The following is a 17586-nucleotide window of genomic DNA, read 5'->3' on the forward strand; positions in this document are numbered from 1 at the left end:
TGCGCTCGCGTCACACAGTACGGTCTACCGGATCAGGAACTGTCGCGAGGGCGAATCCCACAGATTGATCACAACCCGATACGCACCCTAGGCGGTTCGCCGAGGAACACCCATATCCGGGGTTAATCAGCCCGATCGGCCCGACCTCCCTGGGCGAGGTCTACGTGCGCCAGCGCAGCCGCCATACGTCCCGGGAACGGTATGCCGCGCCCCGCAGCGGTGATGCCGCCACTGCGGGAGACGGACTTGCCGCGGCGGCTGAGCCCGCCGACGCGGTGTTCCGGAAGGCTGATCGGGCGTGTGTGGTCATTGCCGGGCCGGGAAGTGGCAAGTCCACGCTGCTGCGCACCCGACTGCGCGATGCGGCCGGTGAATGGCTCGATGCCACCGGGAAGGGGAAGACCTTTCCGGGAGTCCCAGTCTGGGTGAGCGCGCGCTCTCTCGCCGGGGAGGAGACGTCGGTACCCGATGCGCTCTCCGCCGCCACCCGAAAGCTCAGCCGATACGGGCGGTACCCGGAACTGGCCAAGGCGCGCTTCCTCCAGCGGCCGTGCACTGGGGCGCACTGGCAGCTGCTCGTCGACGGCCTCGACGAGCTTCCCAACGCGCAGGAGCGCCGGGACGTGTTGGAGAAGCTGGCCAACGCCGTCACGGGTAGCCCACCGCTGTACCAGTGCGTGGTGGCAACCCGCCCCCTGACCGAGAACGAGCTCGACGTTCTCGATCGCGCCCTCGGCGACACAGTGCCGCGCTACGACCTGCAGCCCTTTACCGCCGATGACCTGCACACGTACACCGAAAAGTACTTCGGCACCCGATGGCCGCAGGAGGACGCCGCCGGTCGCGCTCAGCAGTTCACCCGCGCGCTCCGCAGTGCCTCCCTGGCCGAACTGGCCCGCACACCGCTGATGGCCTTCATGCTGTGCCAGCTCTACCTCGCCGAGCCCGAACACCCGCTGCCCGAGGGCCGCACCGCGGTGTACGAAGCGTTCGCCGATCTGGTTTACGAGAACAACCAGAGCAAGCACGTCGCAGACAGCCACGAAGAAGCGATCAAGCACCTGGTGGAAGGCCTCCAGAGCCTGCGGATGCGCAGGGAGGCCGACGAGGCCGCACGGCAGGTCTACGAACAACTGCCCGAACTGATCGACTACCTCGCCCACCAATGGCTCGCCGGCCACCAGGTCCCAGCCGCCACGACACTGGCCTCACACCAGGCCGTGCGCAGCCCCGGAAAGCTGCGCCCGGAACGCTGGGACGCGTTCTTGGAGGATCTGCTGCGGCTCACCGGCCTGCTGGTCCACCATGCGGACGGCCTCGGCTTCCCCCACCAGACCTTCCTCGAGTACCACGCCGCTCGCCATGCCACCCGCGACCAGCAGGCCCGCCGCCAGGTCCTCCACGAACTGTTCGACTCCGGTACCTGGCGGAACCAGGAACCGTCTTACCTCGGCTTCCTCCTCGACCAGCTCCTCACCTCGCACGACCAGATCAGCGTGGAGACCAATGCGCGCCTGGAAGTCCTCAGTACGTCTGATGGAGAACCCGCGTGCGACTTCCTCGTGCGGCAGGTTTGGCTCAGGACCAATCTTCCCGCCGCCTCGACCGTCCGACAGCTCACCTGCCACGCCAGCATGCCCGCCTTCGAAGCCAGGGCCCGCTACCGTGCGGCCCGGGCAGTGATGCAGGTGGACGGGTACCGGGATGAGGGGGCGCGCCTGCTTGAAGCCCTCGCCCACGACCCCACCCTCGACAACCACTACCGCGTGGAGGCGGGAGCAATAGTCAAGACTGCCGCGGGCGCGCCGGCCTGGTACGCGGCCAGTGCCAGGTTCGCTCGTCGTCCTCGCCCTCGGCTCGATGGCGTACGCCGTCGGACCGCGCGTCCTGCGCCGCCGAGACGGCCAATCGCGGCAGCCTCCGGGGTTCGGCGGTCAGCCCTCCGGCCGGTCGCCGGAAGCCGGGTCGCGCGGGTGCGGCGAGGCTGTCGGCGCTGGTCGGTACAGTCCTGCGGACCGCAGCCTGCGGGCCGCCCCGCCGTACCGTTTGGAGAACACCTGTGCCTGCGCTCCGCGCATTCGCCACCTGGGAGCCGCTGCTGACGCTCCTGCGAGCCGAGCATGCCGACCGCCTCACCGGCCGCACCGGCCACGTGGGGGGAGCCGTCAGGTCGACGGGATGGACCCTGCGCCTCCCGCTGACCGATCGGCTCCCACCACGAGGCGAACCGGTCGCGTTCCCCGACCGCACGCACGTCACCCGCGCCGTGGCGCCAGTGCAGCGCGCGTTGGCGCAGGTAGGCATCCGCGAGGTGATGTTCGGGGCGGACGTCTCGCCGGGCGGGCAGACCGTGTTGCATGTGTTCGGCACCAGCCCGGCGGTGGAGTCCGCGGTCGAGTACCCGAGCCCCGGAACGCTCCTCCTGGTCAACGACTCTGTCGCCGAACCCTGGCGCCGCCTGCCCGCTCCGGCACCCGGGGCGGTGCCGGCGCCGTCAGCGGACCCGGACCTGTTGGAGCGGACGCTGCGCGAGCGGCTGCCCGGCGCCGTCGGTGTGACGGAGGAGGAGATCGCCGCCACGGAGGTACGACTCGGCGTCCCGCTGCCCGAGGAGCTCAAGGCGCTCTACCGGGCGACCAGGGTGAGCCCGGCCGGACCGGGCGGGTCAGGGGACTGGGAGGCCGACTTCGCAGAGCAGCAGGCCGCCGAGGCGGCCGTCGGCTGCGAACTCTGCTCCCTGGACGCCCTGTTCATATTCGACGCGGACCTGAGACCATGCCCGTGGGAGTACGCTGCGGCCCAGGCGGTCGTCACTCCGTCCGACGCCGCCGTCCAGGGCCTGGTCGGCTCGCCCGGCTGGATCGGCTTTGGCAGCAACGGCGGCGACACCTTCGCCGTCGACTTGACTCCCGGCCCTTGCGGACACCTTGGGCAGGTCATCCTCATCGATCACGAGCAGCATATCGGCGCCGAACTGTACGGCGAATCGTTGACGGAGCTGGTCCTGAACGGGTTCGAGAGGCGTGACCAGCCCAGCCGCGACCGGCAGCGACTGCCGGCCACCGCGTGGGTCGGTGACCACCACCAGCTGACCGACCTCGTACCCGCTGCCCACCCCGACCTGGAAGTCGTGCGAATCTTTCGCCGCAGCGGCACACCGCTCAGCCTCGCCCCCGTCGTCGGTCTGCCAAGACTGCGCACTCTCACCGCCCAACCCGGCACGCTCGCCGACCCGCTGGAGGTCACCGGCCTGAGCGCACTGGAGTACCTTGGGCTCGGGGCAGACGAATGGCGCGTCCTCCTCGACGCCGGAGCCGTCCCGCCCACACTGCTCGCCGCCCGCATCGAGGTGCACGGCGACGAACACCCTTCGGTGATCGTCGACGTGGCCAACGAGATCCTCGCCCTCCGGGACCGTCCGCTCATCGACCGCACCACCGTCCGCGGACAGCTCCGACTCCCGGACCAGCCCGGAAGCTGACCGGCCGGCCACGCGGCCCCGGATACCTCGGCGGCCAGGCGCAGGTCCGCCACCACTGGGCGCGTCCCGGAGGCGGTGGTGCCGACCAGGACGACCAGCAGCCGCGGGAAGGAGCGCCAGCGCCGCTCCCACACCCACCCTGGCCCGGCCTCGCTCGCCTGCTCCCAGAGCCGGGCGCAGGCAGCCAGCTGCGCCGCGAAGGTCGGCGAGGCCGCCGCGGCGGCCGGCGGCATCGGCAATATGGTCGGCCAGGCGACCGTTGCAGCGGCGGCACCGTGTTGGCCTAACCCGACCTGCTCGCGTGGCCGGGGGTCGCACCGTGGAACCGAGTGGCCGGCCGAACCCCCGAGCGGTCCGGCCGCCCCCTGGCCCGGCTACGAACCGCGCAGCGGGCGGTGAAGGTGGCGTACAAAAACGATTTCACCGGGTACGGGCCCCGGCTCCGAGCCGGAACACCAGAACGGATCGGGATCCTCGACCATCTCATGAGCGTCCCCCTGCGCGAACGTCTCGACAGCACCCGGCCAACTGTCGAAGCGGCGTGGGGACAAGCACTGCCGCCGCTGGAAGGCCTCGCCGCCGCCTGGGCCGGGACCCGGGAGCGCTCCGCCTGACCGGCGGCGAGGCCCCACGGCGAGGGCCCCCGGCGGGCCTGCCATGTCAGAAGGCAGCGGTGAGGAGTTCCGTGCGCGGCGACTCGATGATCGAGGCGGCCATCTGCGACGGCGACTGGGTCACCGTGCGCCGCCAGCCGGTCGCCGAGAACGGCGACATCGTGGCCGCGATGATCGACGGCGAGGCCACCGTCAAGCGGCTCAAGCGCGAGGACGGCCGGATCTGGCTGATGCCCCACAACCCGGCCTACGAGCCGATCAACGGCGACACCGCGACCATCCTCGGCAAGGTCGTCGCCATCCTGCGCCGCCTGTGAAGCATGCCGCGCCGTCAACCACGCGAACTGCTGAAACCATGCCTGCCGACCGTGAACGACGCTACGCTGCGCCAGGAAGAACAGCGTCGCCATCGCCTCCAACAAGTCCTTCGGTGAGAAGACCTTCACCGACCCCCGCCTCTGCGCGGCCATCGTCGACCGTCTCACCTTCGGCGGCAACATCATCGAGACCGGCACCGACTCCTACCGACTCGCCACCACCCGCGCCCGCGCCGAACAGCAAGCAGCAGCTGCCAGCTGAGGAACACAACGGGGGTCTTCCTCGGCTCCAGCCGACAGACGCCGAGGAAGAACCCTTCACACGCTCGATTCACCTGAACAGGAACGCGGACCGAATACACGGGCCACCCAGCCGTCGAGCCGGACGCCGAACTCCCGAGCTGAAGCGATACCCGAGGCCGGAAGGGCGCCGGCGCCGTCCATGCCGTCGAAGTAGTCGACGTCGGCCCAGCCACCACGGAACAGCACCACCGACAGCTCAGCCTCCGCCGGGCCCGACCCGGACGACGGCGACCAGGCCGCCGGCCACCACCCGCCGGGCCGACCGGCGAAGGCCTCGCCCGGCCGGGACAAGGCGCCCGGCGCCGCCTCCGCGGGCACCTCCGTCGCCACCTCCATGCCCCCGACAACCACGCGACCCGTTTCCGCAGGCCAACGCCCCCGGACAAGGGGGCCGTAGCTGTGGCGACAACCCGTCTCCCCATGATGCCGAGGTGCGATGGAAGGCGGGTTCGACACAGCCGGTCAGGAAGGGAGTCCTGGTGTCGCTCGCCCTGTTCCAGCGCGCCACCGGCCGGGAGCTATGGCATCTGGTCCTGCCGGGCCAGCGCAACGACAAGGCGACCCGCGACGCCCTGGTCGACCTTCAGGCCGCCGGGAGGGCACGGGAGGAACTGCGCCTGCCGGACAACCGCAAGCTGTGGACCCCGACCGCGGCCGGCCACCGCGAAGCCGCCGCCCTCCTCCCGGCCGGAACGAAACTCGCCGCGCTGCGCCCCGAGCGCGACGGCAAGGCCGCGGCGTACTCCGAGCACGCCCTGGACGTCATCGCCACCGCCAGCCTCCTCGCCCGCGCTGGCATCGGCCACCTGACCGCGTTCACCACCGAGGTCGAGCACAAAGTCCCGCACCGCCGCTCGCTGTTCACCGACCTCGTACTGCGCGACCCCGGCGCCGACGTGCCGCTGCTCCTGGTCGAAGTCGACCGCGAGAACGAGAGCACCGGCACGCTGGTCGACAAGCTCACCACCTACCGCACCTGGTGCGAACTCCCCGCGAAGGGCACCACGAAGACCAAGTTCGAGACCTCGCTGCGCCGCCCCGGCGCCCGCACCCACGACCTGCGCCTTTGGCCCACCCTCTACCCGGCCACCGGCCGCGAGGGACTGCCTCCGGTCGCCCTGGTCTTCGAAGCCGGCCGCACACGCAAACCACGCCCCGGCGCCGGGCCCCTCACCCCCGAGCAGAAGAAGGAGAAACAGAAGACCGACCACCGCCGGCTGCTGCGCCGCGCCCAAGCGGTGGAGGCCGCCTCCGAAGCACTCTGGTACGCGCCGCTGTACCAGGAGCATGATGTCACCGCCCGCGACTACCACCAGGCACTGCCCGTCGTCGCCACCACCCTGCCGCTGCTGCGCGCCCGCGGTGCCGACGCGGCGATCTGGCGCCGATTCGGCCGCCCCGGCTGGCACACCCTCACCGACGCGCTCGACAACCCCGACGGAGACCGGCAGCTCACCGAGGAGCGAGCCGTCGTTGAGCAGGCCCGCCGGGAGAAGGAGAGAGGAGGAGCACGAGCGCCGCCGTCCGGCCTGCACCCGCTGCGCGGTGAAGTTCACGGACGAGCGGTGGGCGGAGCGCGAGCGGGCCGGGACCTGGGGTGACGACGGGCTGTGTGCCGGCTGCCGCCAGGCCGCCGCTGACCAGAACGCCAGGGAGGAAGCCGAGCGCGAGCGGGTTGCCGCCGAAGCCGCCGAGGCCGAGGCGAAGCGCCGCCGCTCCTGGTGGCGCCGAACCTGACCCGCCCGAGTGCAACACGGGGCGCAACACGCGCAACACGAAGGCCTTGGCCAAGCCCCGCGTTGCGCCCTGACCTGCGCGAACCCCTGGGAGAAGCCGGAGTGTAACACGCTGTTGCACCTCGGGTTCCGCCCTCAATGGGTGGCGGCCGGGTTCGGCCGCAGGGCGGGGCGGGCAGAGCCTTCGGTATGACGACACCTCCGACCAGGCGCCGACGTGGCCGCCGTTTCAGGCCAATGATGATCTTGGTTGGGTGGGCTGAGCGAGGAACGATGAGTGTGTGACTGTTCCTTCCGCCGATGAGCCGGCGCCGGTTACGGCCCTTACGAAGCTCACCGAACTACGAGACCTGGCAGCGAAGGCTCTGCAGTGCTGGCAGAACGGGGACCAGAAGGCGGCGTTCGATGCGGTCAACGCGTCGATGCCGGCGGCTGCGGCCGCGGCGGCTGCGCTGAACGTGCTGATCGAGCTCGACCATTCTCAAACGACGGATGACAACGTTACGGACGCTGCACGCCAAGCCGTGCGGAGCGCCGCCGACCGTCTCGTCCAGGACGCCGACGCGCTGAACATGGCCTCCGCCGAGGCCCGGCAGGCCGGTTTGGAGGTGCGCACCGAGGACTTGCGCCGAGCCGTGGTCATCGCGTGGCAGCACGGCGTTGATATGCCAGTCATCGCAGCCGACGCTGGCCTGGAGACCACAACCGTCGAACACTGGATTGCCGTCCACGATCTTGGGCCCTGCGGTGGAACTCCTCCGGCGGGCTGAACGACCGGCCGCAACCTCGCCCGGACAGGTCTGACGCAACCGAGTCAGGGCCGTGATCGTGCGTCGTCCGAGTCTGGACATGCTGAAGCTCCTGGTGAGTGCGTGGATGAAGCCGGCGGGGTCCGCCGGGCGGGGCCGGGATCGGTGGTCCTTCGGCCGACACCCATGTCACCAGGGCGCGGATTTCACTGCCAGTCCCAACAATTGACTGACTCTCAGGTAGTCGGCAAGCTGTGACAGTCAATTCGATGACCTGCGGGAACGGCATCCTGGGGAGGGGCTCGTGGTCAATGGCGGAGGCGGGGCAGCAAAACGCGGACGCAAGTTGACGGCGCTCGACCCGGCGCAGAGCCCGCTGGCGGCGTTCGCGTATGAGCTGCGGTTGCTGCGGGTGAGGGCGGGCGAGCCGGCCTTCGAAGCGATGGACCTCAGCGTGGGCGCCTCCACCAGTACGACCTGCTTTACGCTGTCGGCCTCGAAAGCGCGGACCAGGACGGTTTCACCGGTTCGAACGGCAGGTTCGTCCTCCTCGATGCGGGCCAGGCCGGTTCGCCCGACCTGCGCCGGGCCGATACCCGATTCACCACGTACATCCACCAGAACCGCATCACCAAGGGGGCGCAGGTGTGCGCCTGCTCCAACCACGGTGAAGTCGCCATGATCGAGGTGCTCGGCTACGCGCCGCAGGATTCGGCGAGTTCGTCCATCACCCTGAAGATCACGGTCTGGCGCCCGCTGACAAGGGCACGGCGGCCGGGAGAGCAGCCGGCTCGTGCCCACACAACAACGAGCGGCCCGGGCAACTGCCGATGGTGATCGGCCGGAGCCGTCGGCGAGTCCGCAGGACCCCGGAGGCCGGGTGGGGCTTGCCGCTACAGAAACTACGGCATCCATCAACCAGAGAAGAGGTCTGATCATGATGACACATCATCGGCAGATGCTGATCCGAGGGACCGTGCTGCTGGCCATGACCGTCCTGGCGGCCTGCAGCAGCGGTGAGGCAGGGGAGAAGCCAGGCGGGAACGCGCTGCCACCAGCCGCGAGCACACAGGCGGCGAGTCCCGAAAACTCTTCCACGCTGGCACACGGGCCGCAGAAGCTGTGGCGCTTCACGCCGCAGGACCACATCAGTACCAGGACAACCGTGAGTGGCGGCACCGCCTACGTGGGCACCACTGAAGGCGCGGTGTACGCCGTGGACGCCGCCACCGGCGAGCAGAAGTGGCGCTTCGACGCGAAGGGCCCCGTGCCCAAGGCCCCAGCGGTGGACGCGGGCATGGTGTACGTCGCCGGCGGCGGCCGAATGTACGCGCTGGACGCGGCGACAGGGAAACCGAAGTGGGACTTCGCCACCCGGCCGGCGAACAACACCCAGCCCGGGCTCGCGCCGGCCGCGGACGACGGAACGGTCTACATCGCAGATCCGGAAGGCGTACTCCACGCCCTGGACGGCACAACAGGCACGAACAAGTGGGACTTCGGCACCAACGGCGGCGGTGACGTCGCCGTCATCGACGGGATGGTCTACGTTTCCGCCGGCGGCAAGGGCGGAGTGATGGCACTCGATGTCTCCACCCACACGTACCTATGGCGGATCGAAGATCCCGCCGCTGTCCTCCCCCCGACTCCCGGACCTGGCGGAAAGATCTACATCAGTAGCCGTGACAAGATCTATGTGAAGGAACGCGGCCACATCGACGAGACCGCTTGGGAGACCGGCATCGGCTTCCTGTCCCCGACGGCCGTCGACGACAACGGCGTATACGTGGTGAACATGAGCGCCGTGATGGGACTCAACGCCGCCACCGGCACCACCAAGTGGACCTTCTCTCCGGAGGACGAGCCCACCGGCCCAATTGCCAGCGTGGCCGGTTCCATCCCCCAAACCGCTGATGGCACCGTCTACGTGACCACCAGCCACAGCCTCGTCGCCATCGATACGGCAACCGGCAAGCAGAAGTGGCAAACCGAGCTTGGAAGCAAGCTCAAACTTCACCACACCGTCGCTGACGGCTTTGTCTACGTGAGCATCTCATCCAACACAGGATCCGGTCCCACATCGCTCGTGGTGATCGATGCCAAGACCGGCAAAGCCCCCAAGTGACATGCAGCCCGAAGGCATGGTGGAGGGTTTCCAACCCGGGAGGAGGCTTCCGGTTGACCTGTACCAGCCCGACTCGCAGTCCAACGGTGCAACACTCGTGCGCCCCGTGGCCCGAAACGGACTTGGCGGCTGTCAGTCGCGGATATCCGGAGAGGCAGCGCTCGATCGCGGGGTGCTGCCGGACCTCCAGCGAGCACCTGCCCCGGGCGGCGTGGTCGTCCGGACGGCCTGGGACGAACCCGCTTATCCGCTGGCCTGGGCCCGGCGGTGACCACCGGCGTCGTGGACCAGGCCGGATCGGGGGCCGTGGGCCCGGGGCAGGTCAGGTGCCGTGGCCTGGTGCGGTGTTCTTGGCGGCGCGGCGTTCCTGCTGGCGGTGTGCGCGGACTTTCTCCAGGGACTCGAGTCCATTGATGTCGGCGACGGATCGGAAGGTTCCGTCCTCGCCGTAGGGACCGGCGGCCGCGCGCCAGCCGTCGGGTTGCACGCCGTACTGCTTGCCGAGGAGGGCGACGAAGATCTGGGCTTTCTGGCGGCCGAAGCCGGGCAGCTCGTTGATCCGCCGGTACAGGTCGCGGCCGGTGGCGGCGCCTTCCCATACGGCGGCGGCCCGACCGTTGTGGCGGGTGACGAGGTGTCGGCACAGGTCCTGGACCCGCCGGGCCATGGCCGCGGGGTAGGCGTGTACGGCGGGCCGGGCGGCGAAGAGCGCGGCGAGGTGCTCGGGGTCGTGCCAGGCGATCCGGTTCGCGTCCAGGTCCTCGCAGCCCAGGCGCCGTGCGATGGTCGCCGGGGCTGCGAACGCCTGGTCGGAGGGGATCTGCCGGTCCAGGAGAGCTCCCACCAGCAGGGCGAGCACGCTGCGGGAGAGCAGGGCGTCGGCCTCCTCCTGCTGTGTGATGCGCACCGTGATGTCCATGGGCCGGGCCTTCCTCGGTGCCGGTGACCAGGTTGTCGGTCAGTGTCGCCGACGCCCGTGCCGGGGACCGGGCGCGGCGCGCCGGGTTTGCGCAGGCGGCGGTGCGGTCACACAGTCGGGTGCCGGTTTGAGCGGTCAGCCCGCCGGGGCAGCGCCCCGGCGAGGGGTGGCGTGGAGCCGGTCGAAAGGGGCAGGCTCGGAGGCGGACAGCTTCCCTCACGACAGGAGGGGCCCGCTCATGTCCACCCAGCGTTCCTTCCGCTCCCACCGACCCGGAGTCCTCGCCCCGCCGCTGCGGATCTCCGCCTTCGTCGTGCCTGGCAGGGCCGTGGTCGTGCGCCTTGACGGGGATGTCGGCCAGGACCAGCGCCGGCGCCTGGAAGCAGCCCTCGGCCGTGCGGTGGCTCTGCGGCCGCCCCGGCTGGTGGTCGACCTCGCCGGCCTGGGCTTCTGCGACTCCAGCTGCGTTAATGCCCTGCTCGGTGCCCGCCTGGCGGCCCAGGCCGCCGCCGTCGAGCTGCTGTTGGCTGCTCCCACCGCGCAGGCGCGCCGTCTGCTGGAGATCACCGGCACCGACGGGCTGTTCACGGTTCGCCCGAGCGTGCGTGCCGCCCTCGTCGACGTCGGCGCCGAAGCCGGGTGAGCCCGGTGGACACGCCTGTGCGGTACGCGGTCACCTTGCCCGGCGCCCCGGGCGGGCACGCGCCCCCGGAAGTGGTTGTCGTCCACGCCACGGGCGAGTGGACCGCAGGCGGGGCGCCGGTCTACGCCGACGAGGCGGGCACGTTGCGGGTGGAGATCCGGGCGGACGTGGCCCGGCCGCTGGACGCCGTGCCCGGGGCCGGCCGGCATACCTGCCTGCACGCGACACCCCTGCCCTGACCCGCTCCAGCCGGCCCAGCACCGAAGGCGTTCTTCACCGGGCACGTGCTGCCCGGACGCCGCTCGCTGTTCGCCGACTTGGTGCTCGCGACCCGGGCACGCAGGTGCCGCTGCTCCTGGTCGAGGCCGGCCGTGAGAACGAGAGCACCGGCACGCTGGTCGACAAGCCCACTGCCTACCCAGCAGGCCGCCGGGAGAAGGAGAGGGAGGAGTACGAGCGCCGCGGCCCGGCCTGCACCCGCTGCTCGGTGAAGTTCGCCCATGAGCAGCGGGCCGAGAAGGAACGGGCCTGGAATGACGGCGTGCTGCGCGCCGGCTGCTGCCGGGCCGCCGCCGGCCAGGGGGTGTGGGAGGAGACCGAGCGCGAGCGGGCCGTCGCCGAGGCCGCGGCCGCCGAGGTGAAGCGGCGCGGCTCCTGGTGGCGCCGCGTCGGACTCCGACGGGCCGCGATGCGGCGTGAGGTTCGGTGGGCGGTGCGACTGTGCCCGGTCCGGCGGGGTGCGCCGGACCGGGCACGGGAGCGGGACGTGGTCAGCAGTGCTTGAGCGCAGGCGTGAATCCGTCGCCGGGTGTGGTGAGGTAGTAGCCGTAGACCCAGGTGCCGTCGTCGAGGCGGTCCCAGACGGTGTAGGGGTAGCCGTCGACGGCGGGGCCGTTGGTTTCACAGACGACGTTGACCGAGGTGCCGTTGCCGATGATGCTTTCGGCCTCGGGGCCGTTAGGGCGGTCCTTGCTCTTGACGAGGAAGCCGTCCTGGAGGCGCTGGGTGTAGTAGGTCTGCGCCATGGCGGGGGAACCGGGGGAGGACGGGGGCGGCGTCACGGTTCCCAGGGCATGGTGTACCGGGTCGGGTACAGGGGCCGGCGTGGCCGTTGTCGGGGCAGGGGTGCTGGGCGTGTTGACCTCGATGTTGAAAGCATTCAGCGCGCCCGCGATGGAGGCGATCCACACGTACTGGTAGCCATCGCTGTCGAGCCTGCCATTCTTCTTCTCGTCATCGGTGCCCCCGGTGATGGTGCCAACAGCCAGAACGTTGTCCGGGTTGGAGGTGAGTTTGAAGACAGGACCGCCGCTGTCTCCGGGGTTCGCCACCACGACGCCCTTGGGACCGCGCAGCTGAATCTGCCATCCCCAGTTCAAGTACCGGCCGGAGCCGACGACGGTGAGCCCGCAGTGGGTACCGGTGGTGCTTCCGGACAGGCAGACGCTGTCGCCCTTGGTGACCTTAGCGGTGCCGACCACGGTTTTCTTGAAGGTGTCGGCGCCGGTGCCGCCGTCGTAGATCTGGGCCGAGCTCGGGGCCTCGATCAGCGCCACATCCCGGTCGGTGCCCCTCTCGGCGATGGTGCCGATCTTGGCGAGCACGTTCCCAGCGGTGGTCCAGTTCGACCCGACCTGACCGCAGTGCCCGGCGGTCAGCAAGTACCGCTTGTTGTCGCCCTTGCGGTGCACTCCGAAGCCGGTGGTGCAGTGGCTGAGCGGGAGGGGAAGGATGTTTCCAAACCATTCGACGCGCTGGAGACGGGCGCCGCCGCTGTAGTTGGCGGTGTCGTTGTTGCGGTCGATGCCGTCCGCGTGCGCGGTCGCGGCTGGCATCAGAGCTGCAGCCAACAGGCTGAGCAGGCCCAGGAGAAGGGCGCGGAGTTTGCGTGCGGACATGCCGGAGGGCTCCTCACGGGTTGGGAGTGCCGCCGGAGGAGGTCCTCCGGTGGGGCCGTCTGAGTGACCGTCACTCACGCAACCAGGCAAAAGAGTTGACCTCCAGGCCACTGAATTGACCGGCGTCAAAGCCATCGGCAAGCTGTGACAGTCAATTCGGTTACCTGCAACGATGGTCAAACCCCGGGGAGGGGTTCATGGGCAGTGGGGGACAGCCGGCTCGACGCGGACGCAAGCCGAAGCCGCTCGATCCGTCGAAAGGGCCGATGGAGGCGTTCGCCCAGATTCTGAGAGATCTGCACGAGCAGGCCGGATCGCCTACCTATCGGACCATGCAGGAGGTGAAAGGGGTCCACGCCAGGGCGCAGACCCTGTCCCAGGCGACTCGAGGGGAGAGCATGCCCTCGGAGCAGACCGTCAAGGACTTCGTCGTCGGCTGCGGCGGTACACCCCAGGACGTGACGCGCTACCTCGTTCTGCGCGAGGCCTACCAGGCGGCCAAGGAGGCAGGCCTTCCCGCTCTCCCCGGCACCCTGTCGGATGCCGGTGCGTCAGAAGACGGGGAGGAGGAGGTCGCGGGCACGGGCAGCCCCGCTGACGACGGACCCGCTTCCGCCGAGCCGGTCCGGGATGCCAGGGCGGAGGAGCCGGCCGCGGAGAAGGACCAGGAGCCGGTTCCAGGCCGGTCTTCGCAGGCGGAGGCCGTGGACAACGGCGACCTGGCGCCCGCGTGCGGAACCGAGACCGGCACGCCGCCCGGGCCACCGCTGCCGGAAAACGACGAGGAGCCGGGCGAGAGTTCGGCACCGGGCGCACTGGCGGAAGCTCCGAAGCCCGCCGCACCGCCGACCGCCGAACCGGGGCCATCACCGCAGAGTGACAAGCGGCGGTGGTGGCGCGGGCGGGTGCCGATGGTCGCGGTCATCGCGGTGGTCGTCGTCTCCACCACCAGCGTGGTGGTACTGCAGCCCTGGAACTTCGACAGCCCTCCCACCCAAGGCGGACACCAAGCCGTGACGGCACCGCCCTCCGCAGACGCCCCGGCCCCGGGGACGGGTTCGATGGTACCTGCCACGGCGCCCCCGATACCGCCCACGGCTCCCTCCACAACGGCCACCGACGCCACCCCGGTACCGGGCCCAGCCGCCGAGCAGCCTGGCAGCGGACAGGGCGCCCCGGGTGGAATCGGCGCGGGAGCGGCCGGCGGCCAGCTCCCTGCCCCCGGTCGGCCCTCGACAGGGACATCCGCAGGAAACGGGAACGGGGGTACCGGCGCGGCAGGCTCCGCCGCTGCGGGTGGTACCGCGGCTACAGGCGGCGCGAACGGAGGGCAACAGCCGGGCGGCGGCAACCCGCAGGCGACGGCGGCACCAGGCGGCCAGAGCACGCCCGCCACGCTGCCGGTGCGCTTCAGCGCGGTGCACGGACCGGGCTGCGACGCGGAGTGGTTCTACGCGGACCCGATTTTCAAGACATCGAACGGCGGCCTGGCAGCCGACGGCTGCCACGGCAACGCGCTGACAGCCCAGGTCTCCCCGGAGGCCGGGCACGCGGACGGCGGCGCCTTCTGGCAGTTCAACACCGGACGCATCGGCTCCGGAACCTGCACCATTGATGTCTACATCCCCAACACCACCCAGGCCGCAGGCCTCGCCTACTACGCCCTCGACCCGCGACAGGACAGCTACCCCCACCTCTACAACCCGGACCCTGTCGACCAGGTCGCAGCCCGCGGGCAGTGGAGGTCTCTCGGCGCCTGGCCCATCCCCACTGACGGCTGGTTCAGTGTCATCCTGTCCAACAAGCCCGCCCGCGGCGGAGACACCTACAGCGTCGCCGCCTCGGCAGCCCGCGCCACCTGCCGCTGGTAAGCGCCTGTTCGCGAGCGCAAGCACCAGAAGGGCCCACCAGAAGCTGATGGACTCCCTGGTCCGCGTCGACTGCGGCGACGCACCGGAAAAGGAGACCACCTGGGTGTACGGCGGCCGCCAGTGAACCCGCCGCCCAGACGGGCGCTGCACCAGGAACGCACCCATGGACATGCCGGCGCGGTATGCGGTCACCTTGCCCGGCGCCCCGGGCGGGCACGCGCCCCCGGAGGTCGTCGTCGTCCACGCCACGGGCGAGCGGACCGCGGACGGGGCGCCGGTTTACACCGACGAGGCGGGCACGTTCCGGGTGGAGATCCGGGCGGGCGTGGCCCGGCCGCTGGACGCCGCGCCCGGGGCCGGCCGGCACACCTGCCTGCACGCGACGCCCCTGCCGTGACCCGCTCCGGCCGGACCAGCACCGGGTGCGCGACCGCCTGGCGGCGGGTCGCGCTGGCGGTAGGGCCGTCGCTCGCCGGCGGCGGCGGCCGCCCGGTCCGGCAGGAGGAGGGACGGCAGGGAATTGTACGCGTGACCGGATCCGCACCCGGCCGCGCCCCGCCGATGCCTTGATGCCTGTCCTGGGGACGGGCGGGCGATACCTTGGCAGCTGCCCCGGACGTCCCGCCGATACCTTGGTAGACCGGTCACGGCGAGATAACGCCCCAGGTCAAAGTATTGGTAAGGATAGGGCGAACACCTTGATGCCCGCCCCGGGGCGGGCATCAAGGTGCCTGACCCGTCGCAGCGAAGTTTCACCAGTCTCAGCGGAGTTTGACTGGTCGCGGTCTGTCTCATCGAAGTTTGACGACCGCCCGTCCTGAGCGTGATCAGTGCTCGTCGAAGAAGATCTCGCGGACCTCGCGGGCGGCGTAGTAGAGCAGCACATAGCCGGCCGCCGGGTCGGCCCACCACCAGCCGAGGGTGCCGACCTCGGGCGGCCGGGAAGGAGAACAGCGTGAGCCGGGAGATCGACGAGGGCCTGGAGCGGGCCGAGCGTACCCGCCCGATCCCGCAGTCCGTCCCCGCCCGGATGCGCTTCCTGCTCAAGGGCGCCAAGGGCTCCACCCGCAAGCTCGCCCAGGACCTCGGCGTCTCCCAGCGCACCGTCCAGCGCTGGCTCAAGGGCCAGGGCACCCCCAAGCCGGCCGCAGCGAAGGCCATCGAGCAGAAGGTCCGCGCCAGCTGGCAGCCTCGGGTGAAGCAGCGGGTACGCCGCGACGCCGAGAAGAACGGCTTCATGCTCCACATCCAGGCGACCTTCGGCTACAGCGCGGCCGGCGGCTCCACCGACGACCCCCGCCAGCGCACGATCACCCAGAAGATGCCCGGCTCAGTGGCCCAGCGGCTCTACGCCGCCCGCGACGCCGGAGCCAGCCAGGCCGAGCAGGAACGGATCCTCGCCGAGGGCCTGCGCGAGCACTACTTCAAGGACGGCGGCCGCCGCGCCAGCGGTCTCGACGTCGAGCTGAACGACATCGCGTGGATGGACGTCGAGCTGTAGAACCACCCCCGGGTGGCTCCGTGTCGCTGAAATGTGACTGAGCGCTTCACTTGGCGGGTTTGCAGTCGATGTGGCGGGTTGAGTGTCTGGCGTTCTCCCTGGTCAGCAGGTTTCGAGGCCCCGACGGTTGCTTCGACGGGAGCAGTTGCGGGCGTCATCGCTGATCAGGCGCTTCGCTCAACTCGCCAGGTGAAGCGCTACTGAGCGCTTCAGTCGGCGGATGAGTACTTGAGTTGGCGGGTGAGCATTCCGAGTTGTGCAGTGGGGTGCTCGCCCGACGACCGCTGCTCCTCGGCGTCAGCCGTGACGGTGTTGGAACACGTTGTAGAGCAGCCAGCAGTAGGGGGACTCCTCGTCGGCGGGATAGAGGCTGTCGAGGATCTCGTCGCCTCGTGGATCGTCCCGTAGCGCGAGCCGTACGGCTGCTTCCACGCGCACGTCCTCGTGTGGATCGGTGAGGCAGGTGGCGAGTGAGTCCGTGGCGCCCTGGTCGTGAATGGGTGCGGCGGCGAGCACTCGGCATGCCTGTCTGCGTACTGCCGCGTCGTTGTCCTTCGTGCGTTCCACGACTGCGGAGAGGGCTTCGCGGTCACCCCGTTCGATCGGGCGGTGCAGCCCCGCGAGCGCCGCTTGCCGGACTTTGCTGTCGATGTGACGGGTGAGCGCGGTGAGCGGTTCTTCGCGACGCGGGTCCTGGGCATCGGCCAAGCTGGCGGTGAGCGGCCAGGCAACGCGGGGGTCCGGCTCGCTCGCCACCCAGGGCAGGAAGAAGTCGACGAGCGGTCCGTCGAACGGCGCGCCGTCGCTCTCGTTGAAGAGGTTGATCAGGCGGAGGACCTCCGCGCCGAAGTAGCGCTCCAACGGGTCGGGCCGATCGCGCAAGGCAGCGGCTGCCTCCCAGACTGCAGAGCTACGGCGCTCCGCGAGCGTAAAGGTGGTTTCCCGCCAGACCACGTGGTCGACGTCGGGCTCGGCCAGCGCACGGGAGAGCAGCTCGTCGAAGGACGTTGCGATGCCGTACGACTTCTCCAGGTTGGTGAGTATCGCCGCGTGCCCGGTTCTGATGGTCAGGTTGCCCAGTGACAGTTGCTCGCAGTTCCCGGAATCGGATGAGACGGCGCTGCGATCGACTGGCCCCTGTCGGCCGCTGTTGCGGCGTAGCTCGGCCACGAGGTCTGTCTCATGCCAGTGCCGTGCCAGGGTCAGGGCGTTGTGTCCTTCGGCGTTCGTGATCCACATGTGGGCGCCGCGGCCGATGAGCAGGTTGGTGATGTCGTGGGCGCCGAGCTCGATTGCGCGAAGCAGCGGGGTACGGCCGAGCGCGTCGGCCTGGTCCGGACGCGCGGATGCCCACAGGAGGGTTTCCACCATCGGGAGATCGAAGGCGTCCACTGCCAGGCACAGGACAGGGGTGCCGTGTTCTCATCGG

At 70.2% G+C, this 17586-nt stretch carries 16 protein-coding genes and 2 pseudogenes; 14 read left to right on the forward strand and 4 right to left on the reverse strand.

The genetic code is table 11. The features are described from left to right. Window positions 1-164 precede the first annotated feature (164 nt). The 5 genes and pseudogenes from ACIRRH_RS41380 to ACIRRH_RS41400 form a co-directional block, all read left to right on the forward strand. Window positions 165-2102: an NACHT domain-containing protein gene (locus ACIRRH_RS41380; RefSeq protein ID WP_403078377.1), complete on the forward strand. Its 1938-nt coding sequence runs from the start codon at window positions 165-167 to the stop codon at window positions 2100-2102. A 173-nt stretch (window positions 2103-2275) separates the two neighbouring features. Further along, complete coding sequence (locus tag ACIRRH_RS41385; RefSeq protein ID WP_403078379.1) at window positions 2276-3481, forward strand: SMI1/KNR4 family protein; 1206 nt, start codon at window positions 2276-2278, stop codon at window positions 3479-3481. A gap of 485 nt (window positions 3482-3966) precedes the next feature. After that, complete coding sequence (locus tag ACIRRH_RS41390; RefSeq protein WP_403078382.1) at window positions 3967-4095, forward strand: hypothetical protein; 129 nt, start codon at window positions 3967-3969, stop codon at window positions 4093-4095. A 71-nt stretch (window positions 4096-4166) separates the two neighbouring features. Further along, window positions 4167-4412: pseudogene (locus ACIRRH_RS41395) on the forward strand (LexA family protein); the annotation flags it as partial. A 76-nt stretch (window positions 4413-4488) separates the two neighbouring features. Then, window positions 4489-4674 (forward strand): annotated as a pseudogene (locus ACIRRH_RS41400) (ATP-binding protein); the annotation flags it as partial. A gap of 56 nt (window positions 4675-4730) precedes the next feature. Here the strand turns inward: ACIRRH_RS41400 and ACIRRH_RS41405 are convergent. Continuing rightward, a complete protein-coding gene (locus ACIRRH_RS41405) occupies window positions 4731-5051 on the reverse strand; it encodes a hypothetical protein (protein ID WP_403078384.1) in 321 nt (106 codons plus the stop codon). 143 nt (window positions 5052-5194) lie between these two features. On the opposite strand from ACIRRH_RS41405, the gene ACIRRH_RS41410 reads away from it, so the two are divergent. From ACIRRH_RS41410 to ACIRRH_RS41420, 3 genes are all read left to right on the forward strand, one after another. Continuing rightward, window positions 5195-6316 (forward strand): hypothetical protein, encoded by a 1122-nt coding sequence (locus ACIRRH_RS41410; RefSeq protein ID WP_403078387.1) that lies wholly within the window; start codon window positions 5195-5197, stop codon window positions 6314-6316. Between the two features lie 416 nt (window positions 6317-6732). Further along, on the forward strand, window positions 6733-7221 hold the full coding sequence (locus ACIRRH_RS41415) for a hypothetical protein (RefSeq protein WP_403078389.1): 489 nt from the start codon (window positions 6733-6735) through the stop codon (window positions 7219-7221). A gap of 937 nt (window positions 7222-8158) precedes the next feature. Further along, window positions 8159-9325 (forward strand): PQQ-binding-like beta-propeller repeat protein, encoded by a 1167-nt coding sequence (locus ACIRRH_RS41420; protein WP_403078391.1) that lies wholly within the window; start codon window positions 8159-8161, stop codon window positions 9323-9325. Window positions 9326-9647: 322 nt separating this feature from the next. Here ACIRRH_RS41420 and ACIRRH_RS41425 read toward each other — a convergent pair whose 3' ends face one another. Then, on the reverse strand, window positions 9648-10244 hold the full coding sequence (locus ACIRRH_RS41425; RefSeq protein ID WP_403078393.1) for an HhH-GPD-type base excision DNA repair protein: 597 nt from the start codon (window positions 10242-10244) through the stop codon (window positions 9648-9650). A 238-nt stretch (window positions 10245-10482) separates the two neighbouring features. Between ACIRRH_RS41425 and ACIRRH_RS41430 the strand changes: the two genes are divergently transcribed. The 3 genes from ACIRRH_RS41430 to ACIRRH_RS41440 all read left to right on the forward strand — a co-directional run bounded on the left by ACIRRH_RS41430 (window position 10483) and on the right by ACIRRH_RS41440 (window position 11671). Continuing rightward, window positions 10483-10887, forward strand: a complete 405-nt coding sequence (locus tag ACIRRH_RS41430) for an STAS domain-containing protein (protein WP_403078394.1) — start codon at window positions 10483-10485, stop codon at window positions 10885-10887. A gap of 5 nt (window positions 10888-10892) precedes the next feature. Next, window positions 10893-11126: a DUF6296 family protein gene (locus tag ACIRRH_RS41435; protein ID WP_403078396.1), complete on the forward strand. Its 234-nt coding sequence runs from the start codon at window positions 10893-10895 to the stop codon at window positions 11124-11126. 104 nt (window positions 11127-11230) lie between these two features. Continuing rightward, a complete protein-coding gene (locus ACIRRH_RS41440; RefSeq protein ID WP_403078398.1) occupies window positions 11231-11671 on the forward strand; it encodes a hypothetical protein in 441 nt (146 codons plus the stop codon). Here ACIRRH_RS41440 and ACIRRH_RS41445 read toward each other — a convergent pair. Then, window positions 11658-12785, reverse strand: a complete 1128-nt coding sequence (locus tag ACIRRH_RS41445) for a S1 family peptidase (RefSeq protein WP_403078399.1) — start codon at window positions 12783-12785, stop codon at window positions 11658-11660. The genes ACIRRH_RS41440 and ACIRRH_RS41445 overlap by 14 nt on opposite strands. Window positions 12786-14188: 1403 nt before the next feature. On the opposite strand from ACIRRH_RS41445, the gene ACIRRH_RS41450 reads away from it, so the two are divergent. From ACIRRH_RS41450 to tpg, 3 genes are all read left to right on the forward strand, one after another. After that, window positions 14189-14656, forward strand: a complete 468-nt coding sequence (locus tag ACIRRH_RS41450) for a hypothetical protein (RefSeq protein ID WP_403078401.1) — start codon at window positions 14189-14191, stop codon at window positions 14654-14656. A 163-nt stretch (window positions 14657-14819) separates the two neighbouring features. Then, a complete protein-coding gene (locus ACIRRH_RS41455) occupies window positions 14820-15053 on the forward strand; it encodes a DUF6296 family protein (protein ID WP_403078403.1) in 234 nt (77 codons plus the stop codon). 558 nt (window positions 15054-15611) lie between these two features. Further along, window positions 15612-16157 carry a telomere-protecting terminal protein Tpg gene (tpg, locus tag ACIRRH_RS41460; RefSeq protein ID WP_403078405.1) on the forward strand — a complete coding sequence of 182 codons (546 nt, stop codon included), beginning with the start codon at window positions 15612-15614 and terminating at the stop codon, window positions 16155-16157. A gap of 297 nt (window positions 16158-16454) precedes the next feature. Here the strand turns inward: tpg and ACIRRH_RS41465 are convergent, their stop codons facing one another. Continuing rightward, window positions 16455-17549, reverse strand: a complete 1095-nt coding sequence (locus tag ACIRRH_RS41465; protein ID WP_403078407.1) for a HEAT repeat domain-containing protein — start codon at window positions 17547-17549, stop codon at window positions 16455-16457. Window positions 17550-17586 lie beyond the last annotated feature (37 nt).

It is taken from the genome of Kitasatospora sp. NPDC101235 (assembly GCF_044767505.1).
Classification (GTDB): Bacteria; Actinomycetota; Actinomycetes; order Streptomycetales; family Streptomycetaceae; genus Kitasatospora.

Coding starts and splice junctions, on each gene's coding strand:
- ACIRRH_RS41455 (WP_403078403.1), top strand. CDS start 14,820: ATGGACATGCCGGCGCGGTATGCGGTCACCTTGCCCGGCGCCCCGGGC.
- ACIRRH_RS41405 (WP_403078384.1), bottom strand. CDS start 5,051: ATGGAGGTGGCGACGGAGGTGCCCGCGGAGGCGGCGCCGGGCGCCTTG.
- ACIRRH_RS41420 (WP_403078391.1), top strand. CDS start 8,159: ATGCTGATCCGAGGGACCGTGCTGCTGGCCATGACCGTCCTGGCGGCC.
- ACIRRH_RS41390 (WP_403078382.1), top strand. CDS start 3,967: ATGAGCGTCCCCCTGCGCGAACGTCTCGACAGCACCCGGCCAACTGTC.
- ACIRRH_RS41445 (WP_403078399.1), bottom strand. CDS start 12,785: ATGTCCGCACGCAAACTCCGCGCCCTTCTCCTGGGCCTGCTCAGCCTG.
- ACIRRH_RS41425 (WP_403078393.1), bottom strand. CDS start 10,244: ATGGACATCACGGTGCGCATCACACAGCAGGAGGAGGCCGACGCCCTG.
- ACIRRH_RS41430 (WP_403078394.1), top strand. CDS start 10,483: ATGTCCACCCAGCGTTCCTTCCGCTCCCACCGACCCGGAGTCCTCGCC.